The organism is Ramlibacter sp. (genome assembly GCF_028291745.1).
In the GTDB taxonomy this organism is placed as follows: domain Bacteria; phylum Pseudomonadota; class Gammaproteobacteria; order Burkholderiales; family Burkholderiaceae_C; genus Ramlibacter.
Genome location: NZ_JAQGNQ010000066.1, coordinates 100,579 through 125,316, shown reverse-complemented (window position 1 = coordinate 125,316; position 24,738 = coordinate 100,579). Strand labels below are relative to the sequence as shown.

Annotated in this window: 22 protein-coding genes; 12 read left to right on the top strand and 10 right to left on the bottom strand. The window is 68.0% G+C overall.

Annotated features, from left to right (window positions below; translation table 11 throughout):
* Positions 1-93 precede the first annotated feature (93 nt).
* Together rpoD and dnaG are read right to left on the bottom strand one after the other, a co-directional pair.
* Positions 94-2,487, bottom strand: coding sequence for an RNA polymerase sigma factor RpoD (gene rpoD / locus JWP60_RS12080; protein ID WP_299791173.1), 2,394 nt, complete (start codon positions 2,485-2,487; stop codon positions 94-96).
* Between the two features lie 239 nt (positions 2,488-2,726).
* Positions 2,727-4,658 carry a DNA primase gene (gene dnaG / locus JWP60_RS12075; RefSeq protein ID WP_299791170.1) on the bottom strand — a complete coding sequence of 644 codons (1,932 nt, stop codon included), beginning with the start codon at positions 4,656-4,658 and terminating at the stop codon, positions 2,727-2,729.
* 84 nt (positions 4,659-4,742) lie between these two features.
* Between dnaG and JWP60_RS12070 the strand changes: the two genes are divergently transcribed.
* A complete protein-coding gene (locus JWP60_RS12070; RefSeq protein WP_299791167.1) occupies positions 4,743-6,389 on the top strand; it encodes an acyl-CoA synthetase in 1,647 nt (548 codons plus the stop codon).
* Positions 6,390-6,441: 52 nt separating this feature from the next.
* Positions 6,442-7,359 (top strand): YihY/virulence factor BrkB family protein, encoded by a 918-nt coding sequence (locus tag JWP60_RS12065; protein ID WP_299791164.1) that lies wholly within the window; start codon positions 6,442-6,444, stop codon positions 7,357-7,359.
* 130 nt (positions 7,360-7,489) lie between these two features.
* Here JWP60_RS12065 and JWP60_RS12060 read toward each other — a convergent pair whose 3' ends face one another.
* Entirely contained in the window at positions 7,490-8,248 is a 759-nt protein-coding gene (locus JWP60_RS12060) for a 3-hydroxyacyl-CoA dehydrogenase (RefSeq protein ID WP_299791161.1), read from the bottom strand.
* A 107-nt stretch (positions 8,249-8,355) separates the two neighbouring features.
* Between JWP60_RS12060 and JWP60_RS12055 the strand changes: the two genes are divergently transcribed.
* Complete coding sequence (locus JWP60_RS12055; RefSeq protein ID WP_299791158.1) at positions 8,356-9,306, top strand: patatin-like phospholipase family protein; 951 nt, start codon at positions 8,356-8,358, stop codon at positions 9,304-9,306.
* Positions 9,307-9,486: 180 nt separating this feature from the next.
* Here the strand turns inward: JWP60_RS12055 and JWP60_RS12050 are convergent, their stop codons facing one another.
* Positions 9,487-10,038 (bottom strand): phasin family protein, encoded by a 552-nt coding sequence (locus tag JWP60_RS12050; RefSeq protein WP_299791155.1) that lies wholly within the window; start codon positions 10,036-10,038, stop codon positions 9,487-9,489.
* A gap of 265 nt (positions 10,039-10,303) precedes the next feature.
* Here JWP60_RS12050 and JWP60_RS12045 point away from each other — a divergent pair, with 265 nt between their 5' ends.
* The 3 genes from JWP60_RS12045 to JWP60_RS12035 are packed head-to-tail and all read left to right on the top strand — an operon-like array spanning position 10,304 to position 12,404.
* A complete protein-coding gene (locus tag JWP60_RS12045; protein WP_299791152.1) occupies positions 10,304-11,233 on the top strand; it encodes a histone deacetylase in 930 nt (309 codons plus the stop codon).
* Complete coding sequence (locus JWP60_RS12040; RefSeq protein ID WP_299791149.1) at positions 11,230-11,676, top strand: thioesterase family protein; 447 nt, start codon at positions 11,230-11,232, stop codon at positions 11,674-11,676. The genes JWP60_RS12045 and JWP60_RS12040 overlap by 4 nt, the downstream gene beginning before the upstream one ends.
* Positions 11,673-12,404, top strand: a complete 732-nt coding sequence (locus JWP60_RS12035; RefSeq protein ID WP_299791146.1) for a nitroreductase — start codon at positions 11,673-11,675, stop codon at positions 12,402-12,404. The genes JWP60_RS12040 and JWP60_RS12035 overlap by 4 nt, the downstream gene beginning before the upstream one ends.
* 24 nt (positions 12,405-12,428) lie before the next feature.
* On the opposite strand, the gene JWP60_RS12030 is transcribed toward JWP60_RS12035, so the two are convergent.
* A complete protein-coding gene (locus JWP60_RS12030; protein WP_299791143.1) occupies positions 12,429-13,010 on the bottom strand; it encodes a hypothetical protein in 582 nt (193 codons plus the stop codon).
* 16 nt (positions 13,011-13,026) lie between these two features.
* The gene (locus JWP60_RS12025) at positions 13,027-13,272 is read right to left on the bottom strand and encodes a CsbD family protein (protein WP_299791140.1); all 246 of its coding nucleotides are present in this window, start codon (positions 13,270-13,272) and stop codon (positions 13,027-13,029) included.
* A gap of 178 nt (positions 13,273-13,450) precedes the next feature.
* Here JWP60_RS12025 and JWP60_RS12020 point away from each other — a divergent pair, with 178 nt between their 5' ends.
* Genes JWP60_RS12020 through JWP60_RS12005 form a run of 4 tightly spaced genes read left to right on the top strand, consistent with a single transcriptional unit; the run spans position 13,451 to position 18,210 of the window.
* The gene (locus tag JWP60_RS12020; protein WP_299791137.1) at positions 13,451-14,728 is read left to right on the top strand and encodes a citrate transporter; all 1,278 of its coding nucleotides are present in this window, start codon (positions 13,451-13,453) and stop codon (positions 14,726-14,728) included.
* Entirely contained in the window at positions 14,725-15,708 is a 984-nt protein-coding gene (locus JWP60_RS12015) for a D-glycerate dehydrogenase (RefSeq protein ID WP_299791134.1), read from the top strand. Before JWP60_RS12020 ends, JWP60_RS12015 begins: the two co-directional genes overlap by 4 nt.
* Positions 15,708-17,048, top strand: a complete 1,341-nt coding sequence (gene rmuC, locus JWP60_RS12010; RefSeq protein ID WP_299791131.1) for a DNA recombination protein RmuC — start codon at positions 15,708-15,710, stop codon at positions 17,046-17,048. Before JWP60_RS12015 ends, rmuC begins: the two co-directional genes overlap by 1 nt.
* Complete coding sequence (locus JWP60_RS12005) at positions 17,029-18,210, top strand: MFS transporter (RefSeq protein ID WP_299791128.1); 1,182 nt, start codon at positions 17,029-17,031, stop codon at positions 18,208-18,210. The genes rmuC and JWP60_RS12005 overlap by 20 nt, the downstream gene beginning before the upstream one ends.
* Here the strand turns inward: JWP60_RS12005 and JWP60_RS12000 are convergent.
* Complete coding sequence (locus JWP60_RS12000) at positions 18,185-19,087, bottom strand: TIGR00730 family Rossman fold protein (protein ID WP_299791125.1); 903 nt, start codon at positions 19,085-19,087, stop codon at positions 18,185-18,187. The two genes, JWP60_RS12005 and JWP60_RS12000, sit on opposite strands and share 26 nt — an antisense overlap.
* 90 nt (positions 19,088-19,177) lie before the next feature.
* On the opposite strand from JWP60_RS12000, the gene JWP60_RS11995 reads away from it, so the two are divergent.
* Complete coding sequence (locus JWP60_RS11995; RefSeq protein ID WP_299791122.1) at positions 19,178-19,867, top strand: hypothetical protein; 690 nt, start codon at positions 19,178-19,180, stop codon at positions 19,865-19,867.
* Positions 19,868-19,975: 108 nt separating this feature from the next.
* Here JWP60_RS11995 and JWP60_RS11990 read toward each other — a convergent pair whose 3' ends face one another.
* From JWP60_RS11990 to earP, 3 genes are all read right to left on the bottom strand, one after another.
* Positions 19,976-20,776: a heme-dependent oxidative N-demethylase subunit alpha family protein gene (locus JWP60_RS11990; protein ID WP_299791218.1), complete on the bottom strand. Its 801-nt coding sequence runs from the start codon at positions 20,774-20,776 to the stop codon at positions 19,976-19,978.
* Positions 20,777-20,825: 49 nt separating this feature from the next.
* A complete protein-coding gene (efp, locus tag JWP60_RS11985; RefSeq protein WP_299791119.1) occupies positions 20,826-21,380 on the bottom strand; it encodes an elongation factor P in 555 nt (184 codons plus the stop codon).
* Between the two features lie 116 nt (positions 21,381-21,496).
* A complete protein-coding gene (gene earP, locus JWP60_RS11980; protein ID WP_299791116.1) occupies positions 21,497-22,534 on the bottom strand; it encodes an elongation factor P maturation arginine rhamnosyltransferase EarP in 1,038 nt (345 codons plus the stop codon).
* 11 nt (positions 22,535-22,545) lie between these two features.
* Between earP and uvrC the strand changes: the two genes are divergently transcribed.
* Complete coding sequence (gene uvrC / locus JWP60_RS11975) at positions 22,546-24,717, top strand: excinuclease ABC subunit UvrC (protein WP_299791215.1); 2,172 nt, start codon at positions 22,546-22,548, stop codon at positions 24,715-24,717.
* Positions 24,718-24,738: the final 21 nt, after the last annotated feature.

Here is a 24,738-nt window from a genome sequence, read left to right as displayed (position 1 = left end):
ATCCATGCGGCGCAGGTGCATGCGCAGTCGTGGATCCCGGGTCGAGCCCGGGATGACATGCCAAGAGAACGGGCCCCGAAGGGCCCTTGTTGTTTACAGCGTGTCGATGAAGCTGCGCAGCTTGTCGCTGCGGCTCGGGTGCTTCAACTTGCGCAGCGCCTTCGCCTCGATCTGCCGGATCCGCTCGCGGGTCACGTCGAACTGCTTGCCGACTTCTTCCAGCGTGTGGTCGGTGCTCATCTCGATGCCGAAGCGCATGCGCAGCACCTTGGCTTCGCGCGGCGTCAGCGAGTCGAGGATGTCCTTCACCACGTCGCGCAGGCCCGCCTGCATGGCGGCTTCGATCGGCGCGGTGTTGCCGGTGTCCTCGATGAAATCGCCCAGGTGCGAATCGTCGTCGTCGCCGATCGGCGTCTCCATGGAGATCGGCTCCTTGGCGATCTTCATGATCTTGCGGATCTTGTCTTCCGGGATCTCCATCTTGGCCGCCAGGATGCTGGCGTCCGGCTCGAAGCCGAACTCCTGCAGGTGCTGCCGGCTGATGCGGTTCATCTTGTTGATGGTCTCGATCATGTGCACCGGGATGCGGATGGTCCGCGCCTGGTCGGCGATCGAGCGCGTGATGGCCTGGCGGATCCACCACGTCGCATAGGTCGAGAATTTGTAGCCGCGCCGGTATTCGAACTTGTCCACCGCCTTCATCAGGCCGATGTTGCCTTCCTGGATCAGGTCCAGGAACTGCAGGCCGCGGTTGGTGTACTTCTTGGCGATGGAGATCACGAGCCGCAGGTTGGCCTCGATCATTTCCTTCTTGGCGTCGCGCGACGAGGCCTCACCCTCGTTCATGCGCTTGTTGATTTCCTTCAACTCGGCCAGCGGCACCACCACGCGCGACTGCAGGTCTGCCAGCTTCTGCTGCAGTTCCTGGATCGCGGGCACGTTGCGGCCGATGATGGAGCTCCAGGGCTTGCCGGCGCCGGCCTGCTTCTCGACCCACTTCTGGTTCAGCAGGTTGGGCGGGAAATCCTTGACGAAGGTTTCCTGGGGCATGCCGCACTTGTCGACGATGATGCGGCGCAGCTCGCGCTCCTTCTTGCGCACGTCGTCGACCTGGCCGCGCACCATGTCGCACAGCTTCTCGATGGTCTTGGCCGTGAAGCGGATGCTCATCAGCTCTTCGGACAGGGCCTTCTGCGCCTTGTGGTAGGCGGGGGTGCCCCAGCCTTCCTTGTCGTAGACCTTGTGCACCTTCTCGAACAGTTCGGCGATGCGGGCGAAGCGTTCGAGGGCCTGGGCCTTCAGCTCTTCGAGCTTCCTGGTCAGCGCCTTGGAGCCGCCGGAGCCGTCGTCGTCGTCATCGGCATCGAACTCGTCGAAGTCTTCTTCGGCGACGTAGTCGTCGGCTTCGTTCGGGTTGGAGAAGCCGTCGACGATCGTGGAGATGACGATCTTGCCTTCGCGGATCTCCGCGGCCAGGCGCAGGATCTCGGCGATCGTGGCGGGGGAGGCCGAGATCGCCTCCATCATCGCCATCAGGCCGCCTTCGATGCGCTTGGCGATCTCGATCTCGCCCTCGCGCGTGAGCAGTTCCACCGTGCCCATCTCACGCATGTACATGCGCACGGGATCGGTGGTGCGGCCGAATTCGCTGTCGACGGTGGACAGGGCGGCTTCGGCTTCTTCTTCGGCTTCCTCCACCGTCGCCGTCGTCGGCGTGGTGTTGTTCAGCAGCAGCATCTCGGCGTCGGGCGTCTGCTCGTACACCGCCACTCCGAGGTCGTTGAGCATCGCGACCACGACTTCGAGCGTCTCGGCATCGACCAGCTTTTCGGGCAGGTGGTCGGTGATTTCGGAGTGCGTCAGGTAGCCGCGCGTCTTGCCCAGCGTGATCAGGGTCTTCAGGCGCTGCCGGCGCTTGGCCATTTCCTCTTCGGACAGGACGGTCTCGTCCAGGCCGAATTCCTTCATCAGCGCGCGTTCCTTGGCCTTGCTGATCTTCATGCGCAGCGGCTTGGCCTTCTCGGCCACCGCGACGACTTCCTCGACCACGACGGGCTCGCTGTCCTCGAATTCGGTCTCGACGTCGGCCAGGTCCACGTCTTCGGTCACGCCCTTGGCAAGGGCTTCGGCGACCTTCGGCTTGCGGCCGCGCTTGGCGCCGGTCACGGCCTGGGCGGACGTGTCGACTTCCGCGCTCGCCTTGGGCGGGCGACCAGGCTTCTTCTTCACCGCGCTGTCATCGGCAGCAATCGCGGTCTTGACGGGCTTCTTCGCTTCTTCCTTGGCGGTGGCCTTCTCGGCCTTGGCGACGGGGGACTTGGTGGGCACGGGCTGGGCTACTTTCGTTGGAGACTTCGAGTCGGGCTTGCGATCGCTCTTGACGATCTTCAGCCCGACCTTGGCGCCGGGTTGCAATGAGGATTGGAGTGGCTTTCGGTCGGCGGGTTTCGCAGCGTTGGACGGCTTCGCGGACTTTTGAACGGGCATACGACCTCGGAACAAGACGGCAGAAACGAACATGCGCCACGACAACCTGGCGCGGGGAGAAAGGCCGACCTCGGCCTGCCGGGCAAGATGGATGGGCGAACATTTGGTGTGCAGTCCTTGCGGAGATATGGCCTGGGCCCGCTGTGGGGCGCCGCACGGTGTGCACGGCTGGCCGGTCCGGAGGTGCTGCTGTCGCTCTTGCCGCTAGCAACCCTACATTATACCGTCGTCATCCGAATTCAAGGCTTGGCACCGGGTTTCTGCGCGTCCAGCAGGGCGCGATAGCGTGCCTGAGCTTCCGGATCTATGAGGCCCGCGGCCACCAGTCGGTCCATCTCCAGCTGCCGCTGGCGATCCTTTTCCTTGGCCAGGATGTCGGCCAGTTCGGTGGGATCGCTCTCGATCTGCGGCGGCACCTTCTCGATCTCGGCGATCGCGAACTGCTCGTGCAGGTGGCCTTGCAGCGCCTGGCGCAAGGCGGCCCAGGGCTGCGGGCCGTGGTCATGATGCTGGCTGTCGAGCCAGGCGAACAGCGGGCCGTGCGGCGCCGGCAGTTCGCACAAGAGGTGGTGTTCGTCGCTGCTGAGCCGTTCCCACGCCGCCGGCTCGGTGAACAGGATCTGCAACGCCCGCGTGCCGCGGTTCATGGGCTGGCCGCGCAGTGGCGGCTGCGGCGGGCGCTGCTCGCGCTCGCGCCAGGGCCGGCCCGAGCGCCGCCAGCCGTCCTCCTTGCGGGAGCCGCCGGTCCGCGGGTAGGCGCCCTCGGGAGCGTAGTGGCTCTCGGGCGGATAGCCGGGGTCGGCCGGATAGTCGCTCTCTGGCGGCGGGGCTTCGCGGCGGGAGGGGCGGGCGCGCTGGCCCTCCCAGAGCTCGCCGAGATCCGCGGTCGGAAGCTGCACCAGGCTGGCGATCTCGGACAGCAGCTGGCGCTTCAAGGCGCCTTCCGGCAGTTGCGTCCACAAGGGCTTGGCGTTGGCCGCCAGGTGCGCGCGGCCCTCGGCGCTGCTCAGGTCGCAAGCTTCGCTCGCGGCCTCGATCAGGAAGCGTGACAGCGGCACCGCCTGTTCGATGTAGCTGGCGAAGCCCTCGCGCCCGTGCTCGCGGATGTAGCTGTCGGGGTCGTGCTCGGCCGGGAGGAACAGGAACTTGACGCTGCGCACGTCGGTGGCATAGGGGATGGCGCCATCAAGCGCCTTGCGGGCGGCACGCCGTCCGGCCGCATCGCCGTCGAAGCTGAAGACCACGCTGTCGGTGAAGCGAAACAGCTTTTGCACATGGTCCGGCGTGCAGGCCGTGCCGAGCGTGGCGACCGCGTTGGGAAACCCGAGCTGCGCCAGCGCGACCACGTCCATGTAGCCCTCGGTGACCAGCACGAAGCCGTGCTCGCGCAGCGCATTGCGCGCCTCCCACAGGCCATAGAGCTCGCGGCCCTTGCTGAAGACGGGCGTCTCGGGCGAGTTCAGGTACTTGGGCTTGTCATCGCCCAGCACCCGCCCGCCGAAGCCGATGCACTCGCCCTTGACATTGCGGATCGGGAACATCACGCGGTCGCGAAACCGGTCGTAGCGCCGAGCCTGCCCCGGACCTGATCCGGGGTCCTCCTCGTTGACGATCACCAGGCCGCTCTCGGCCAGCAGCGGGTCGTCGTAGTTGGGGAACACGCTGGCCAGCGAGCGCCAGCCCTCGGGCGCATAACCGAGGCCGAACTGCCGGGCGATCTCGCCGGAGAGGCCGCGGCCCTTGAAGTAGGCGACGGCGCGCAGCGAATTCTTCAGGTGCTTGCGGTAGGCATCGCCGGCCTTCTCCAGCACGTCGGAGAGCGTCTGCTGCTTCTGGCGCTGCTCCGCCTGCCGGGCGCGTTCAGCGGGGGAGATGTCGTCGTCGGGAACCTGCATGCCGTACTGGCCGGCCAGGTCCTTCACCGCCTCGACGAAGCCCATGCCGGCATAGTCCATCAGGAAGCCGAGGGCATTGCCGTTCTTGCCGCAGCCGAAGCAGTGGAAGAACTGCTTGGCCGGGCTGACCGTGAACGACGGCGTCTTTTCGCCGTGGAAGGGGCACAGCCCGGAGAAATTGGCCCCGGTCTTCTTCAGCTGCACGTAACGGCCGACGATCTCGACGACGTCGGCGCGGGCGAGCAGTTCCTGGATGAAGTTCTGGGGGATGGCCACGGAAGGAGGGATGGGGTTGCCGCCCGATTCTGCCCGGATCGGAATCAGGCTACTCTGCGGCCATCGAGACCCACGGAAACCGCGATGACCCGCATCTTCGACCAGGACCTGCCCCGGAACGCGGCGAACTTCACGCCGCTGTCGCCGCTCTCTTTCCTGGAACGGGCGGCCGATGTTCATCCGCAACGCACGGCCGTGATCCACGGATCGCTGCGCCGCAACTGGCGGCAGACCTACGAGCGCTGCCGGCGCCTGGCCAGCGCACTGCAGCGCGCCGGCCTGGGCAAAGGCGATACGGTAGCCGTGATGCTGCCCAACACCCCTCCGATGGTGGAGGCGCATTTCGGCATTCCAATGGCCGGCGCCGTCCTGAATGCGCTGAACACGCGGCTCGATCCCGAGGCGGTCGCCTTCATGCTGGAGCACGGCGAGGCCAGGGCCGTGATCGTCGATCCGGAGTTCGCCGGCGTGATGCAGCGGGCGATCGCACTGCGCAAGGAAGGCCGGCCGCTGCTGGTGATCGACGCCGAGGATGCGATGTACGCCGGCGTGCCGCAACGCATCGGCAGCACCACCTACGAGGACTTCCTGGCCGGCGGCGACCCGGAGTTCGCCTGGGAACTGCCGCAGGACGAATGGGACGCCATCTCCCTGAACTACACGAGTGGCACCACCGGCAATCCCAAGGGCGTGGTCTACCACCATCGCGGGGCGGCGATCAATGCGATCTCCAACATCCTCGAATGGGACATGCCCCAGCACGCGGTCTATCTGTGGACCCTGCCGATGTTCCACTGCAACGGCTGGTGTTTCCCCTGGACGGTCGCGGCGCGCGCCGGCGTCAACGTCTGCCTGCGCAAGGTGGAGGCGCGCGCCATGGTCGACGCGATTCGCGCGCACGGCGTGACGCATTACTGCGGTGCGCCGATCGTGCACGGCCTGCTGGTGAATGCGCCCGGTGAGCTGACGCAGGGGCTGCCGCGCGGCGTCAAGGCGATGGTGGCCGGTGCGGCGCCGCCCGCATCGCTGATCGAAGGGATGGAGGCGCTGGGTTTCGAACTGACGCACGTCTACGGGCTGACCGAGGTGTACGGCCCGGCGACGGTGTGCGCCAAGCATGCGGAATGGGACCGGCTGGAGATCGGCGAACGCGCGCGCCTGAATGCGCGCCAGGGCGTGCGCTATCACCTGCAGACCGCCGCCCGCGTGCTCGATCCGCAGACGCTGCAGCCGGTGCCCTGGGACGGCGAGACCATGGGCGAGATCATGTTCCGCGGCAACATCGCGATGAAGGGCTACCTGAAGAACGCGCAGGCGACGCAGGAGGCCTTTGCCGGCGGCTGGTTCCACACGGGGGACCTGGCGGTGCAGTACCCGGACGGCTACATCAAGATCAAGGACCGCAGCAAGGACATCATCATCTCGGGCGGGGAGAACATCTCGTCGATCGAGGTCGAGGACGTGCTCTATCGCCATCCGCAGGTGCTGGCCGCCGCGGTCGTCGCCAGGCCGGACGCGAAATGGGGCGAGACGCCCTGTGCCTTCGTCGAGCTGAAGGCGGGAGCCAGCGTCACGCCGCAGGAGATCGTCGCGCATTGCCGCCAGCACCTGGCCGGCTTCAAGGTGCCGCGCGCGGTGGTGTTCGGCGAACTGCCGAAGACCTCGACCGGCAAGATCCAGAAGTTCGAGCTGCGCCGGCAGGCCGGATCGGCGGCGGCGATCGATGTTTGAAGCCGGGCAGCGGCAGCCCCCGCCGCGCGAGCCCGCAGGCATACTCGGCCGCATGAGAGTGCTGAGTCCTGCCAGCGCCTGGGTGATGGCGCATCCCGGCACCTTCGCGCGCCGGGTGTTCCAGAGCTTCCAGGCCAACCAGGGCCTGCTGCTGGCGGGCGCCGTGGCTTATTACGCGCTGCTGTCGGTGGTGCCGCTGCTGATCCTGGCCGTGATCGCGCTGTCGCACATCGTGGACCAGCGCGAACTGCTGCAGACCCTGGGCCACTACCTGGAGTGGCTGATGCCGGGCCAGTCGAAGGCGATCGTCGCGGAGCTGTCCAACTTCGTCGCCCACCGCGAGGTGATCGGCTGGCTGCTGCTGGTGACGATGCTGTTCTTCAGCTCGCTGGCCTTCACGGTGCTGGAAAAAGCCATGTCGGTGATCTTCCTGCACCGCTTCGAATTCAAGCGCCGCCGCTTTGTGGTGTCCGCGCTGCTGCCCTACTGCTACATCCTGCTGCTCGGCTTCGGGCTGCTGGTGATGACGCTGGTCTCGGGCAGCATCGAGGCCATGGGCGAGGACAGCGTGTATTTCCTCGGGCGCGACTGGTCGCTGCACGGGGTGTCGGGCGTATTGCTGTACCTGCTGGGATTGCTGGGCGAGGTTTTCGTGCTCACCTCCGTGTACATGGTGATGCCGGTGGGCCGCATCTCGTGGCGGCATGCGCTGATCGGCGGCATCACGGCAGCGCTGCTGTGGGAGATCACGCGCCGGGTGCTGGTGTGGTACTTCGCGACGCTCTCGCAGGTCAGCGTGGTGTATGGCTCGCTCACGACGGCCATCATCGTGTTGTTCAGCCTCGAGCTGGCGGCGACGCTGCTGTTGCTGGGGGCGCAGGTGATCTCGGAGTACGAGCGGATCGGGCGCAAGGTGGAGGGCAAGGAGACGGAGCCGGTGCCGGCCGCCAAGCTGTCATCGCGGGCGTAATGGAGGTCATCCCGGGCTGACGGATGTCATCCCGGGCTAGCCCCGGGATCCATGCGGCGGTGGTGTGGGCGCCGTCGTGGATTGCGGGTCAAGCCCGCAATGACATGTTTGGTCCGTTCGCCTCGTGCGTTCACCGTGGCGCCAGCCGGATCGCTCCATCGAGCCGGATCACCTCGCCATTGAGCATGTCGTTCTCGAAGATGTGCTTCGCGAGCTTGGCGTAATCCTGCGGCGTGCCCAGGCGCGAAGGGAAGGGCACGCTGGCGGCCAGCGCGTCCTGCACTTCCTGCGGCATGCCGAACAGCATGGGCGTGCCGAAGATGCCGGGGGCGATCGTCATGTTGCGGATCCCGTTGCGCGCCAGGTCGCGGGCGATCGGCAAGGTCATGCCGACCACGCCGCCCTTGGAGGCGCTGTACGCGGCCTGGCCGATCTGGCCGTCGTAAGCCGCGACCGAGGCCGTCGAAATCATGCAGCCGCGCTCGCCCGTGGACTCGGGCTCGTTCTTCGCCATGGCGTCGGCCGCGAGGCGGATCATGTTGAAGCTGCCCACCAGGTTGACCATGATCGTGCGGGTGAACACGTCCAGCTTGTGGGCGCCGTTCTTGCCGACGGTCTTTTCCGCCGGCGCGATGCCGGCGCAGTTGACCAGACCCATCAGCTTGCCCAGCGAGACGGCCCGGGCGACCACCGCTTGCGCGTCGGCTTCCTGGCTGACGTCGCACTTGACGAAGGCGCCGCCGATCTCGCGCGCGACCTGTTCGCCCTTGTCGGCCTGCATGTCGGCTACGACCACCTTGCCGCCCTCGGCCGCCAGCATGCGCGCCGTGCCTTCGCCCAGCCCCGACGCGCCGCCGGTGACGATGAAGACCTTGCCTCGAATGTCCATCTCTTCCACTCCTGCGTGCCGTTGGCGTAAGCGGCAATTATGGGCGAGGCCGCGGGCCGCGCCAGAATAGCGGCCTGCGCGGCGCCTGGCTGGCGCCCGGTCCATGCATGAACGACGAAACGAAAAAGAATCCCTCCCTTTGGCCCCAAGGTGCCTGGCGCCTGCACGCACTGCTGCTCGCCGCGCTGATGGCCGGCTGCGCGAGCACACCGCCGCCGCCGCCCGCTGCCCCGATCACGATGTCACCGCCTGCGGTGGTCGTTCCCAAGGTGCCGCCGCGCATCGGCCTGGCCTTGGGCGGAGGCGCGGCGCGCGGCTTCGCGCATGTCGGCGTGATCCAGGTGCTGGAGGAAGCGGGCATCCGGCCCAACCTGGTGGTCGGCACCTCGGCCGGCAGCCTGGTCGCGGCGCTGTACGCGAGCGGCCGCAATGGCCAGCAGCTGCAGGCGGTGGCCATGGAGATGGACGAGGCGGCCTTTGCCGACTGGACACTGCCCCTGTTCAACCGAGGCGTGCTGCGTGGCGAAGCATTGGGGCGCTACGTCGACAACCAGGTCAATCACCGCCTGATCGAGAACATGGCGCTGCCCCTGGGCGTGGTGGCGACCGACCTCAAGTCCGGCCAGGGCGTGCTGTTTCGCCGCGGCGACACCGGCACCGCGGTGCGGGCTTCGAGCGCCGTGCCCGCGGTGTTCCTGCCCGTGAAGATCGGTGGCCAGGAATACGTCGATGGCGGACTGGTCTCGCCGGTGCCGGTGCGCTATGCGCGGCAGATGGGCGCGGAGGTGGTGATCGCGGTCGACATCTCCAGCGCGCCCGAAGGCAATCCCTCGGGCGATCCGCTGCAGATCCTGCTGCAGACCTTCGCGATCATGGGCAAGAGCATCAACAGCTGGGAACTCAAGGACGCCGACGTGGTCGTGCGTCCCGCCCTCGTGGGCATGGGCAGCGGTGATTTCACGGGCAAGCGGCGCGCCATCGAGGCCGGCCGCAACGCGATGCGCGCCATGCTGCCGCAGCTGAAGGCCGCGCTGGAGGCCAAGGCGCACGCGCCATGAAAAAAGCCCCCGAACTTGCGACCGGGGGCCAATGGATCCTGAACCTCCGAAGGTGTCGAAGGACCCGAGGAGACAACCTGAAGAACTCGCCTTCCACCGAAGGGGAGTACCGATAGAGGTCAGCTTTGTCCGCGGAGTTCCTGAGCCACGCGATGTGGCGTCAGGAACCCGCAATCAAGATCAGGCGGCGCGCTTGGTCTTGGCGGGGGCCTTGCTGGCGTTCATCGCGGTGTTGGCGACGGCGTTGAAATTGGCTTCGGCGACGTCGGAGGCTTGCTTGACAGCCTTCTGCACGGACTCCAGGGCGTTGTTGCCGGCGGCAACGGCGCTCTTGAAGACGGCGACGGCGGTCTCGGAACCGGCGGGCGCGTTCTTGGCGGCGGTGTCGACCACGGCCAGGAACTTCTTCTGGGCTTCGGCGACCTGGCCTTCGAACTGCTTGCCGAACTCGGCGCCGGTGCCGGCGGCGATGTCGTACAGGTGACGGCTGTAGGCGGCGGTCTTCTCGGCCATCGGCTGGAACAGGGCAGCCTGCAGGGCCATCAGTTCCTGCGCGTCCTTGACACCCAGCATGCTCTGGGTGGTTTCGGCAGCTTCTTCCAGGGCGAGCTTGGAGGCGGTGACGTTCAGCTCGACGAGCTTCTCGACGCCTTCGAAGGCCTTGGTGGTCAGGCCAAACAGGGTTTCGAGGTTGGACTTCTGGGCGGCAATGAGTTGTTCAGCGGTCAGCATGGGGAATCTCCGGTTCAGTCAAAGGGTGTGGCGAGGGCTACTTCCGTCTGCGCTGTGGTTCATCCGACCATGTTGCAGTGCAGCATGAGAGAAGTATAAGGGCGTCTCGCGTCATTGCAAGCGTTTTTGTTGCATCGCACCAATGTGCTGTGCACGATGACTCGCTGCGCTGGATGACGAATGGCGAATGACCAAGGATTCCTTGTCGTTCGCCATCAAGCGGCGCAGCCGCGCGGTCCTTCGTCAGCGCGGGAGAATGCAGCGCATGCAGGTCTTCTACACGGATCAGTTCGTGCTTCCGCTGCCGACAGGCCATCGTTTTCCGATGGGCAAGTACCGGCTGCTGCGCGATCGGCTTGCGGCCGAGTTGCCCGAGATCCGCCTCGTCCCGGCGCCGTCGGCTTCCGACGGCGAACTGGCGCTCGTCCACACACCAGCCTACATCCAAGCGATTGCCGACGGCACGGTAGACCCCAAGGTGATGCGCGAGATCGGCTTCCCCTGGAGCACAGCGATGGCGGAGCGCGCGCGCCGCTCCGTGGGCGCCACCATCGCCGCGTGCCGCGCGGCCTTGGCCGAGGGCGTGGCGGCCAACATCGCGGGCGGCACCCACCATGCCTATCCCGACCGGGGCGGCGGCTTCTGCGTCTTCAATGATGCCGCTGTCGCCACCCGATTGATGCAGGCCGAGCACGCGCGGCGACAGCGCGAGCCGCTGCGCGTGGCCATCGTCGACCTGGATGTGCACCAGGGCAATGGCACCGCCTTCATCTTTCGCAAGGATCCCACCGTCTTCACGCTGTCGCTGCACGGCCAGAAGAATTTTCCCTTCCGCAAGGAGGCCGGCGACCTCGATGTCGACCTGCCCGATGGCACCGGGGACGACGCCTACCTGCAGGCCTTGGAGCGGGCGCTCGACGAGCTGTCGCAGCGCTTCGATCCCGCCTTCGTGATCTACCTCGCGGGCGCCGACCCGCACGAGGGCGATCGCCTCGGTCGCCTGAAGCTCACCTGGGACGGCCTCGAGGCGCGCGACCGGCGCGTCTTCGACTGGGCCTGGCAACGCGGACTGCCGCTGGCCTTCGCGATGGCGGGCGGCTACGGTCACCGGCTGGAGGACACGGTGCAGGTGCAGATCAACACCTTCGCGGTGGCCGCGGCGTATGCCGGCCGCTGGCACAATCGCGGCCGATGAGCGATGCCACCTCCGAGAAGCCGCAGCCGGAAGGACGTGCCGGCTACCGCGCCTTCCGCACGATCAGCACGCGCTGGATGGACAACGATGCCTACGGGCACGTGAACAACGTTGTGTACTACAGCTGGTTCGACACCGCGGTGAATGCGCACCTGATCGAGCACGGCGCGCTCGACATCCACCAGGGCGAGACCATCGGCCTGGTGGTCGAGACGCAGTGCAACTACTTCGCGCCGGTGCAATTTCCGCAAATCGTGCAAGCGGGCCTGCGGGTGGCGCGCATCGGCAGCTCCAGCGTCCGCTACGAGCTGGGCCTGTTCCTGCAAGACCAGCCGCTCACCGTGGCCAAGGGCCACTTCGTGCATGTCTACGTGGACCGGCACACACGCCGTCCCGCGCCCTTGCCGCAGCGCCTGAAGACGGTGCTGGAGGCGCTGCAGTGAGCGGGCCTTCGCAAGTGGAGACGGTCGTCGCCGATCCCGGCAGCGTCGAGGCCGCGATCGCCAGCCGCTTTTCCTGCCGCGCCTTCCTGCGCGACCGGCCGGTGCCGCGGCAGACCATCGAGGAGATCCTGGCGGTTGCGAGCCGCGCGCCCTCGGGCACCAACACGCAGCCCTGGCGCGTGTACGTGCTGCAGGGCACACAGCGCAACGCGCTGGCCGACCAGGTGTGTGCCGCGCACGACGCGATCCACGCCGACCCGGCGCTTGCCACCGAGTACCGCGAGGAGTACGACTACTACCCCACGCGCTGGGTCTCGCCCTACATCGAGCGCCGGCGCGAGAACGGCTGGAGCCTCTATGGACTGCTGGGCATTGCCAAGGGCGAGAAGGACAAGATGCATGCGCAGCACCAGCGCAACTTCCGCTTCTTCGATGCGCCCGTGGGCCTGATGTTCACCATGGACCGCGTGCTCGGACGCGGCTCGCTCATGGACTACGGCATGTTCCTGCAGAACATCATGGTGGCCGCGCGCGCCCATGGCCTGCACACCTGCCCGCAGGCGGCATGGAACGGCTTCGCGAAGATCATCCTGCCGCTCCTGGGCGCGGGCGCCGAGGAGATGCTGGTCTGCGGCATGTCACTGGGCTACGCGGACCTGGCCGCGCCCGTGAACGGCTTCCACACCCCGCGCGAGAGCGCCGCGGACTTCACCCGCTGGCTCGAGTAAGGGCGCTTGGCGCCTGAACAGGCCCTAGAGGCGGCCGAAGCGCTTCTTGGCGTCCAGCAGGCAGTTGGCGCGGCCTTCGCCGGGCAGCACTTCGCAGCGCTCGCGGGCCGCGTTGAATTCGGTCTCGGCCACTCGCTCCTGCTGCGCGGTGCGGTCCCGGACCGTGACCGCGGAACGCAGCTCCTGCTCGGACACTTCGCGCTGCAGCTTCGCCTCGGCCTTGGCCTCGTTGAACACCGACTTGGCGTCATCGCGGCAGACCCCGCGCGCCTGGCCGTCGAAGTCCTTGCAGCGCACCAGTGCCAGCGAATAAGCCGCCTCGGCGCGGGCGGTGCGCAGCTTCTGGTCGTTGTCACCCGTGGGCTCCGCCTGCAGCTGCAGCTCGGCCTGCTGGATGTCTCGTTCGCCGCGGGCCCGTTCGTTGCACAGCTCGCGGGCATGGCCCTGCACGCGCCGGCAGCGCGTCTGGGCCTGGTCGTACTGTTCCTCGATGCGCACCTTCTGCGCCTTCACGTCGTCGCGGGTGAGCGCCTGGTCCACCAGGGGCAGGGCATGGGCAGCGCCGGCGCCGGCCAGGAGGAATGTGCACGCGAGTCGGATCCACATGGTGTCTTTTCTCCTGTCAGCGGGGGCTGTCGTTGGCGCTGCCGCCCTCGTCGAGGCGGAACTCCGGGTTGCGGCCTTCCCAGTCGGTCAGCTGCCGGTCGGCCTCGTCGCGTGCCAGGCCATGGCGTTGCTGGATGCGTCCGAGCAGCTGGTCGCGCCGGCCGGCGATCACGTCGAGGTCGTCCTCGGTCAGCTGGCCCCACTGTTCCTTGACCTTGCCCTTCAATTGCTTCCAGCGACCCTGGATGCGATCCTGGTTCATGTGCGTGTCCCGTTGTGCCAATCGGCTCGATGATCGTGCCGCCCAGCTTGACGCCCGGGTAGGAAACCCTGTCCACGTCCCGTAGGTGCGCACCGACAGCCCGGCCGAGCAACAGGGGATGACGGCCGGGCTAGCCGCGATAATCGCGCGGTCGCCCCAAGAAAAACCAGGCGCCCCCGTGAGCCTCGCCGGCATCCCGATCGACTTCGTCCTGTTCGCATTCACCTTGCTGGGCGTCGCGCTGTTGCACCACCACACGCTGGCGGTGGCGGTGAGCGGCATGGTGGCCATCGCGCTCTACAAGCTCCTGTTCGGCGACTTCGCTGGCGAGCGCGGCGCGCGTGGCCTGGTCCACCTGCTCGGTCACGAATGGGTGACGCTGGCCAATCTGCTCGGGCTGCTGCTTGGCTTTGCGCTGCTCGCGGACCACTTCGAGCGCAGCCGCATGACCGAACTGCTGCCGCGCATCCTGCCCGACGACTGGCGTGGCGGCTTCGTGCTGCTGCTGCTGATCGCGCTGATCTCCAGCTTCCTCGACAACATCGCCGCCGCCATGATCGGCGGCGCGATGGCGCACGTGCTCTATCGCGGCCGGGTGCACATCGGCTTTCTGGCGGCGATCGTCGCGGCCAGCAACGCGGGCGGCGCGGGCAGCGTGGTGGGCGACACCACGACCACGATGATGTGGATTGCCGGCGTGCGGCCGAAGCAGGTGTTCGAGGCCTACGTCGGGGGCGCGATCGCGCTGCTCTTTTTCGCCGGCATCGCGGCGCGGCAGCAACAGGCCTACCAGCCGATCATGCGGGAGCCGCCGCGCGCGGTGCGCGTCGACTTTGCGCGGCTCGCCGTCGTGGCGCTGATGCTGCTGGCCGCGATCGCCACCAACATCGACCTGAACCTGCGCCACCCCGAACTGCTGGCGCACTGGCCGGTGATCGGCCTGTCGGTGTGGGTCGCGTTGCTCGCCACAGCCGGCTGGCGGGCGCCCAGCTGGCACCTGCTGCCGGGCGCGCTGCGGGGCAGCCTCTTCCTGCTGTCGCTGGTGCTGTGCGCGGCGATGATGCCGGTCAAGGCGCTGCCCGCCGCGTCCTGGGCCAGCGCCCTCGGCCTGGGCTTCATCAGCGCGGTGTTCGACAACATCCCGCTCACCGCGCTCGCGCTGCGCCAGGGCGGCCATGACTGGGGCTTCCTGGCTTTCGCCGTCGGCTTCGGCGGCTCGATGGTCTGGTTCGGCTCCTCCGCGGGCGTCGCCCTGTGCACCATGTACCCCGAAGGCCGGTCCGTCCTCGGCTGGCTGAAGGGTGGCTGGCATGTCGTCGTCGCTTACCTGCTGGGTTTTGCGGCGATGATGCTGCTCCTGGGCTGGGCGCCCGACGAGCCGGCGGCCCGCAAACTCTCCGCTCCCTCGGTCGAAGCCCCAGCCCCTGTCGAATCCCTTCCGCACCGCAAGCCATGAACCCCAAACCCCGCATCCTCGTCGCCCGGGCCGTGTTCCCGGAAACCCTGGCCCGCCTCGAACAGCACTTCGAGGTGGAGCACAACCAGGCCGACGCCGCCTGGAGCCGGCAGGACCTGGTCGCCCGCCTGCAGGGCAAGGCCGGCGCCTTCACCACCGGCACCGAGCGCATCGACGCCGACGTGCTGGCGGCGTGCACCGACCTGAAGGTCTGCGCCAACATGGCCGTGGGCTACAACAACTTCGACCTGCCGGCGATGAGCGCGCGCAAGGTGCTGGGCACCAACACGCCCGACGTGCTGACCGAGACGACGGCCGACTTCGGCTTCGCGCTGCTGATGGCCACCGCCCGGCGCATCGCCGAGAGCGAGCATTACCTGCGCGCCGGCAAGTGGACCAAGTGGAGCTTCGACATGTTTGCCGGCGCCGAGGTGCACGGCAGCACGCTGGGCATCCTGGGCATGGGACGCATCGGCCAGGGCATCGCGCGGCGCGGTGCCCATGGCTTCGGCATGAACGTGATCTATCACAACCGCTCGCGGCTGACCCCCGAGCTCGAGGTCGCGTGCAAGGCGCGCTACGTGGGCAAGGAGGAACTGCTCAGGACTGCCGACCACCTGGTGCTGGTGCTGCCGTATTCCGCCGAGTCGCACCACGCGATCGGCAGCGCGGAGCTCGCGCAGATGAAGCCCACGGCCACGCTGGTCAACATCGCGCGCGGCGGCATCGTCGACGACGCGGCGCTGGCCCAGGCCCTGCGCGAGCAGCGCATCGCCGCCGCGGGCCTCGACGTGTTCGAGGGCGAGCCCAAGGTGCATCCCGACCTGCTGACGGTGCCCAACGTCGTCCTCACCCCGCACATCGCCAGTGCCACCGTGCGCACCCGTCGCGCGATGGCCGACCTGGCCGCCGACAACCTGATCGGCTTCCTGGTGCACGGCAAGCCGGTGACACCGCTCAACCCGGACGTTCTCGCCTAGTGGAACTCTGGATCCTGATGGCGCTGGCGTTGGCCAGCGTCGTGCTGCTGCTCATCCTGCTGCTGCGCAGACCGCCGGTGTCCGACGGCGGCCGCGCCGAGTTGCTGGCCGCGACCGAGCGGGTCGAGCGCGAACTGCGGCGCGAAATCGGCGACAGTGCCCGCGGCGTACGCACCGAGCTGATGAACACGCTGGCCACCTTCCAGGACGCGGTGGTGCGGCAAAGCGCCGAGGCCACGCGCACGCAGAACACGCAGATCGATGCCTTCTCGCAGCAGCTTGGCCTGCTGCAGAAGACGCTGGCCGACACGCTGGCCGTGCAATTGCAGTCGCTCAGCGAGGCGAATGCGCGGCGCCTTTCCGAAGTGCGCACGACCCTGGAGACGCAGCTCGCGTCCCTGCAGCAGACCAACGTCGCCAAGCTCGAGGAGATGCGCCGCACCGTCGACGAGAAGCTGCAGACCACCCTGGAGACGCGCCTGGGTGAAAGCTTCCGCCAGGTCGCCGAGCGGCTGGAGCAGGTGCACCAGGGCCTTGGCCAGATGCAAACGCTGGCCAAGGGCGTGGGCGACTTGCAGCGCGTGCTGACCAACGTCAAGACGCGCGGCATCTTCGGCGAGGTGCAGCTCGAAGCCTTGCTGGAACAGGTGCTGACGCCGGAGCAATACGGCAAGCAGGTGGAAACCAAGCCGCGCAGCAACCAGCGCGTGGACTTTGCCGTGCGCTTTCCCGGCCGCAGCGCCGACGGCACGCCGGTATGGCTGCCGATCGACGCGAAGTTTCCGCGGGACGACTACGAGCGCCTGCTGGACGCGCACGACCGCGCCGATGCGGCCGGCGTCGACAGTGCCGGCCGCGCGCTGGAGGTGCGCATCCGTGAGGAGGCGAAGTCGATCTGCGAGTCCTACCTGTCCCCGCCGCACACCACCGACTTCGCGATCCTGTTCCTGCCGATCGAGAGCCTCTATGCGGAGGTGTTGCGCCGCCCCGGCCTGATGGACAAGGTGCAGCGGGACTACCGCGTCACGCTGGCCGGACCGACCACGCTGCTGGCGATGTTGAACAGCCTGCACATGGGGTTTCGCACGCTGGCGCTGGAGCAGCAGGCATCCGAAGTGTGGAAGGTGCTGGGCGCGGTCAAGACCGAGTTCGAGCGCTACGGCGAATGGGTGGCCCGCATCAAGGAGCAGGTGCAGAAGGCCGCCGACACGGTCGACCGGGCCGACACCCGGACCAAGATGATGCGGCGCGTCCTCAAGGACATCGAGGCGCTGCCCGAAACCCAGGCGCAGGGCCTGCTGCCGCCGGCCGAAGATGCGAGTGACGACCAGCTCCCCTGAAGCGCGCAGCCCGAGGCGCGAACTCGCCCGCCTGATCACGGGCCACGTCTTCCTGCACGCGTGCATGGCGGGCATGCGGATGGCCGCGCCCCTCATGGCGCTGCAACAGGGTTACAGCGACGTGGCCGTCGGCATGCTGCTGGCGCTGTTCGCGCTCACGCAGGTCTTCCTGGCGCTGCCCGCCGGCCGGTATGCCGACCGCCATGGACTGAAGAAGCCGGTGCGCCTGAGCGTCGTCGCCGCCGTTCTCGGCGGCGCGATCGCCGTCGCGTTTCCGACCTTCCCGGTGCTGTGCCTCAGTGCCTTGCTCACGGGCGGAGCGACGGGCAGCGCGGTGATCGCGCTGCAGCGCCACGTCGGGCGCGCGGCGCATACGCCGAGCGAGCTGAAGCAGGCGTTCTCGTGGCTGTCGATCGGGCCGGCGTTCTCCAACTTCGTCGGCCCCTTCAGCGCGGGCCTGCTGATCGACCATGCGGGCTTTCGCGCTGCCTTCCTGCTGATGGCGCTGCTGCCGCTGCTGGCCTGGGCCTTCATCCGCAAGGCGCATGAAGAGCCCTTGCCCGAGCGCCCCACGTCCGCGCACGCCAGCCGCGCCTGGGACCTGTGGCGCGACCCGATGTTCCGCCGCCTGCTGCTGGTGAACTGGTTTCTCTCCGCGGCCTGGGACGTGCACACCTTCGTCGTGCCGGTGCTGGGGCACGAACGCGGCCTGTCGGCGTCGGTGATCGGCAGCATCCTCGGTGCGTTTGCCGCCGCGGCCGCCTTGATCCGCGTCGGCCTGCCGATCCTGGCGGCGCGCGTGCACGAATGGGTGCTGATCGTCGCCGCCATGGTGGCCACGGCGCTGATCTACGCCGTGTACCCGTTCATGCACACGGCAGTCACGATGGGGATCTGTTCGATCCTGCTCGGGTTCGCGCTGGGCATGGTGCAGCCCATGGTCATGAGCATGCTGCACCAGATCACGCCCGAGCACCGCCACGGCGAGGCCGTGGGCATGCGGCTGATGATGATCAACGCCTCGAGCGTCGCCATGCCGATGCTGTTCGGCGCCGCTGGCGCGCTGGTGGGTGTGAGCGCGGTGTTCTGGACCGTCGCCGCCACCGTGGGCGCCGGCACGCGGCTGGCGCTGGGCCTCAGAGACGATAGAACGTCCGGATGATGTCCCAGGCGACCTGCGGGTCGTCGGCGAACTGGAACAGGTCGAGGTCGGCCGGCGAGATCACGCCTTCGTCGACCAGCATGTCGAAGTTGATCAGCCGCTTCCAGTAGTCCGAGCCGAACAGCACGATCGGCACCTGGCGCGCCTTGCGCGTCTGCACGAGCGTGATCACCTCGAACAGTTCGTCCAGGGTGCCGAAGCCGCCGGGGAAGGCCAGCAGCGCCTTCGCACGCATCATGAAATGCATCTTGCGGATCGCGAAGTAGTGGAACTTGAAGGACAGAGCGGGCGTGACGTACTCGTTGGCCGCTTCTTCCATCGGCAGCGCGATCGACAGGCCGACGCTCACGCCGTGGGCCTCGCAGGCGCCGCGGTTGGCCGCTTCCATGATGCCGGGGCCGCCGCCGGTGCAGACGAACAGCTTGTCGCGCGCCTCCTTGGGCGCGCTGTACTCGGCGACCAGGCGGCCGAAGGCACGGGCTTTCTCGTAGTAGTGCGCGTTGCGGGCCAGCGCGCGGGCGCGGCGGGCGTCCACCGGCGCCGGGCCGGTTTCGCCGCCCGCGTCGGCGGGCACCGGTTGCGGCGCGGTCTCCGCCTGCTTCACCAGTTCGTCGGCGCTGGCCTGGTCGCGAAAGCGCGCGCTGCCGAACACCACGATGGTGTTCTCGATGCCATGGACCTGCTGTTCGAGGTCCGGCTTGAGCAGCTCCAGCTGCATGCGGATGCCGCGCGTCTCGCGGCGCAGCATGAATTCGGGATCGGCGAACGCGAGGCGATTGGCGTCGGGGTCGAGCGGCAGGCCGGCGTCGGAGTGGGACTTGATGGTGGCCCAGGCATCGGCCAGGCGCCGGTCGTGGATGTTGCGGGTCGAAGACATAACGCCCATTGTGGCCGGATTCCGCCCCCTGCCGGACTCGATGCCGCTGAGGAATGCCGCTATCCTCGACGGCAATCGATGGGAGGCGCGGTGGAGAATCCGGTGTATCACGTCGTGCATGAAGGTCGCAAGCTCGGTCCCTTCGACCGGCGGACGATCGTCGGCATGAAGGTGAAGAAGGCGCTGGCGGCGGCCGACGTGCTGGTCGGCGCCGATGGCGTACAGCTCACCGTCGCCGAGCTGGTCCGCCAGGGGCAGGCCGCCGACGGCGGCTTCGTCATGAGCGGCGACGCGGGCCAGGCGCCAGCGGCGGGCCGCTCGGTCGTGCACGGCATCTACACCGCGACGGTGCTGACGCTCGAGAGCGGCGGCTACCGCGTGCCGCCGTTCAAGGGCGAAGTCGAAGTCCGCGTGCAGACCCAGGCGCTGCGGATCTCGGGCCGCTTTCGCGAAGGGCTGGGCTGGCGCGAGGACCGCGTGAAGTTTCCCCTGCTGGACATCGCCCATGCGCGCTTGCACGGCACCGTCGTGGACCTGTGGGTGCGCACGCCCGAGCATCCGGCGCTGCAGCGATTGAGCCTCGACCTGCAACAGCCCGAGTCCGCCGGCGAACTGGCCGAAAGCCTGCCCCATGCCGCGCCCTGGCCGGGCAGCGAGCCTCTGGCCGGGCGCTCGCAGGCGGGCACGAGCGCGGTCCATCCGATGCTGTGGACGGCGGTGGTCGGGACGGCGCTGATCGTGCTGGCCGTGCTCGTCTGGGTGCTGACGCGGACGGCGTGAGGCGCAATGGTGGTGTGCGCTGCGCGCATCCCACCCTACAAGACTCACCGCGCCGCACGGAACCGTAGGGTGGGATGCGCGCAGCGCACACCACCGTGCAGTCCGCAATCACACGCCGTCGGCCAGCCACGCCAGCAGCCGCTCCCGCGCCGGCGCCAGCCCCTTGTAGGCCAGCACGGCATCGCTCATCGAGGCGAGTGCAGCGTGCAGCCGCTGCGCATCGTCACGGCGCGTCACCGCCTCCGTCAGCGGCCGCAGCATCACCCGAATCGTGAACACCGCCTGCCCGGACGTACCCGCCACGGGGAAAAAGGTCTGGCGCTCGGCCCGCAGGAAGCATTGCTGCGCGAATCCTTGCTGGTCCTGCGTGGCCGGCCACGGCGTGCGGGCATGGCGCAGCGGATGCTGGTCGTGGCGGCCGCTGGGCGACACCGTCCAGACGAAACGCTCGAAGCGTTCGCCCGAGGTCACCAGCGTCACCAGTTGCCGGCTGGCCGCCAGCAGCGCCTGCTTGTCTGCGACCGGCGCATGCACCGCGGCAAAGGGCTGTCCCAGCTTTTCCTCGGGCGCCCAGTGCGAGGGCACGCACACGCACAGCCAGGGCAGGGTGGTGCTGGCGCCATCGAGCACGGCAAAGTCTTCCTCGCAGGCCAGCTCGATCGGCTCGCTGCAATCCATGCCTTGGTCCCGCGCCTGGGCGAGGATCGCCTCAGTCGCCGGGCGTGCATCGAATCGCGGCACCACGAGCCGACTCGCGCCCGCATCGTGCACCCGCTTTTTCTCGTGCCACAACGCGCTGCCCGCGGCCAGTGGCGTCAGCTGCGGCGTGCCCGGCGCCAGTCGCTGCAGGCCGGGCTGCATGCGAAAGGGAGCGACGATGCGGGCGAGGTCGAAGTCGAAAGCAGTCATGGCCAAAGAAAAAGGCTCCTTGCGGAGCCCTGGCCGGAGCGCTGATGCCTCAGACGCGACGGCGGTATTCGCCGGTGCGGGTGTCGATTTCGACCTTGTCGCCCTGGGCCACGAAGATCGGCACGCCGATCTCGTAGCCGGTGGCGAGCTTGGCGGGCTTGAGCACCTTGCCCGAGGTGTCGCCCTTGACGGCCGGCTCGGTCCAGGTGATCTCGCGCTCGACGCTGGTGGGGATTTCCACCGAGATGGCCTTGCCTTCGTAGAACACCACTTCGGCGGGCATGCCGTCTTCGAGGTAGTTCAGCGCGTCGCCCATGTTGTCAGCTTCGACTTCGTACTGGTTGTACTCGGCGTCCATCCAGACGTACATCGGGTCGGCGAAGTACGAGTACGTGCAGTCCTTCTTGTCCAGGATGACCTGGTCCATCTTGTCGTCGGCCTTGAACACGGTTTCCGTGCCCTGGTTGTTCAGCAGCGACTTGAGCTTCATCCGCACGGTGGCGGAATTGCGGCCCCCGCGGCTGTATTCGGTCTTGAGCACGACCCACGGCTGGGCGGTGTACATGATCACGTTGCCGGCGCGGATTTCTTGAGCGATTTTCATGACGGTGTCTTCGATGAGAAGCCGCTGCGCGCGCAAGAGCAATGTGCTGGCTGTGCGGGTGGCGGCGAGTGTTGCGCGTCGTCTGGCACGAAGCCCGAAGCGCAAAGCTCTATATTCTACTGCGCGACCGCAAAGCGCACCAGTTCGGCCCCGAGCTCCGGAAGGGCATGGGCTTTTTGCCCTGCCACGTGGGCGGTGGGCGCCCAGCCGGCGAGGTCCAGGGGCGGCAGGCGGCCCGTCGCCACGCCGTTCCACTTCAGGAAAAAGTCACGCAGATCCGGCGGCGGCTGCAGCCACCGCAGGAAGGCGTCGAGCTTGTCGTGATGCGCCGCGTCGTCCTGGGGATAGATCTGCCACACCGCGGGCACGCTCGCCAGCAGACCGCGCGCCAGCGAGTCCTCGCCCCGCACGAAGTTGAGGTCGCAGGACCACAGCAGTTCGTCGTATTCACGCTGGGTCAGCCAAGGCAGGAAGTGCAGTCGCAGGCGGCCGGCATCCTGGACGCCGAGCCCCTGCAGGAAGCGGGTGGCGCGGCCGGCGGTCACCAGCAAGTGCGTGGCGTCCGGGCCAGCGGCCAGATCCTCCAGCAGCTGCGGCAGCAGCGCCGGCTCATAGCAGAACAGGCTGATGATCCGGTCGCCGGCAGCGGGGGCGATGCCGCGTGCCCGCAACCACGCGGCGCGGTCGAAGCGCGCGCGCCGTTCGGTGAAGTCCCGCTCGCGCAGGAGACCGCCGGTACGCGGGGTGAAGCCCGGATAGAAGAAATGCTTGACCAGTCCGGCCCCCGGCCCGTGCATCACCGGCGAAGGCAGGCGGTGGTTGCGCTCGACAAAGCTCTCGGCCGAGAGGTATTCCAGGTTCAGCCACACGGGTGGCCGCTTTGCCGCCGCCATGCGTGCGACGAAGGCCGGCGGCGGATCGCAGCCGAAAGCTTCGATCACGACCTGCCCGGGCACGGCGTCGGGCAAGGGCTCCTGCCACGCGATCACCTGCACGTTGGCCGCGCCTTGCGGCGCCATCCAGCGCAACATGGCGGGCTCGTCGATCCACAGGCGCACGGGCTCGCCGCGGCCAGCGAGTTCCGCGGCGACGCGCCAGCACACGCCGGCGTCGCCGTGGTTGTCGATCACCTTGCAAAAGAGGTCCCAGTGCATCGGCCGGGATAATAGGCGACATGCACTCGGAAGAACTGCTCGCGCAGGTTGCGGCGCTGCCCTCGCTGCCCGGCGTCTACCGCTACTACGACGACCAAGGCACGGTCCTGTACGTCGGCAAGGCGCGCAATCTCAAGAAGCGCGTCTCCACCTATTTCCAGAAGAACCACGGCGGCACGCGCATCGGCCACATGGTCGGCAAGATCGTGAAGCTCGAGACCACCGTGGTGCGCTCCGAGGCCGAGGCGCTGCTGCTGGAAAACAACCTGATCAAGACGCTGGCGCCGCGCTACAACATCCTGTTCCGCGACGACAAGAGCTATCCCTATCTCAAGATCACGGGCGTGGCCGACAAGCAGGGCTTCATGGCGGGGGGCGGCGGCGCGCCCTCGGCCGCGGTGTTCCCCCGCGTCGCCTACTACCGGGGCGCGGTGGACCGCAAGCACCGCTACTTCGGCCCTTATCCAAGTGCCTGGGCCGTCAAGGAATCGATCCAGCTGCTGCAGAAGGTGTTTCGCCTGCGCACCTGCGAAGACACCGTGTTCGCCAACCGCACGCGGCCCTGCCTGCTGTACCAGATCAAGCGCTGCACCGGGCCCTGCGTGAACCTGGTCTCGCCCGAGGACTACCACCAGGACGTGCTGCACGCCGAGTCCTTCCTGCGGGGCGACGCCCAGGCCGTGATGCAGTCGCTGGAATCGCGCATGCTGGCGCACGCCCAGAAGCTGGAGTTCGAGCAGGCCGCGGAACTGCGCAACCAGATGGGCGCGCTCTCCAAGGTGCTGCACCAGCAATCGGTGGAAACGGCCTCCGACAAGGACGTCGACATCCTCGTCGTGCAGGTGCAGGGCGGCAAGGCCTGCGTCAACCTGGCGATGGTGCGGGGCGGTCGCCACCTCGGCGACCGCGCCTATTTCCCGAGCCACATCGAGGACGCGGCGGCGGTGCAGGAGTTCGACGATGCCGCCGACGCAGTGGGCACGCAGAGCGTGGAGGTCCAGGTGCTGGAGGCCTTTGTCGCGCAGCACTACATCGGCGTGCCGGTGCCTTCGGCGCTGATCACCAGCCATCCGGTCGACCCGGAACTGATCGAGGCCCTGGGCAGCCAGGCCGGCGCGCGCATTACCGCCGTCCACAATCCGCGCGGCCAGCGGCGGCTGTGGCTGGAGATGGCGGAGAAGAACGCGCAACTGCAGCTCGCGCGGCTGCTCGCGGAAGAGGGCTCGCAGCAGGCCCGCACCCGGGCGCTGGTCGACGCGCTGGACCTGGCGCCCGACAACCTGGACACCTTCCGCGTCGAATGCTTCGACATCTCGCACACCGCGGGCGAGGCGACCCAGGCATCGTGCGTGGTGTTCCACCACCACCAGATGCACAACCGCGAATACCGCCGCTACAACATCGAGGGCATCACGCCGGGCGACGACTATGCGGCCATGCGCCAGGTGCTGACCCGCCGCTATGCGAGGCTGGCGCAGGCCGGCCGCGACACACCCGATGCCACTCCCGCGCAGGAGCCGGAGAGCGCCGAGAACGAGCTGGGCGGCGAGGCGCCCGAAGTGATGATAGAGGCCGCTGGCCTGGAGGCGCAGGGCAGGGAAGACGTCGTGCTGGCCACGGCGGCGGAGGTCATTGCGGCCGGCGACGCCGAAATTGGCGTCGCCGTAGCCGCGGAAGCCTCGCCGACCGACGAGCCCAAGCGCGCCAAGCCGGGCGGCGGCGGCAGCGCCTTGCGCCTGCCGGACCTGGTGCTGGTCGACGGCGGCCGCGGGCAGGTGAGCATGGCGCGCGAGGTGTTCGCGGAGCTGGGGCTGGATCTGTCGGTGATCGTCGGCGTCGAGAAGGGCGAGGGCCGCAAGGTGGGCCTGGAGGAACTGGTGTTCGCCGACGGGCGCGAGAAGGTGTTTCTCGGGCGCGAATCGGCGGCCTTGATGCTGGTGGCGCAGATCCGCGACGAAGCGCACCGCTTCGCCATCACCGGCATGCGCGCGCGCCGTGCCCGCGTGCGCGTGGGCGGCAGCCAGCTGGAGGAAATCCCCGGCGTCGGCGCGAAGAAGAGGGCGCGCCTGCTGCAACGCTTCGGCGGCGTGCGCGGCGTGGCCGCCGCCAGCGTGGAGGACATCGCGAATGTCGAAGGCATCTCGCGCGAGCTGGCGGAGGAGATTTACCGGGCGCTGCATTGAACCGGACTTCCACAAGGCAGA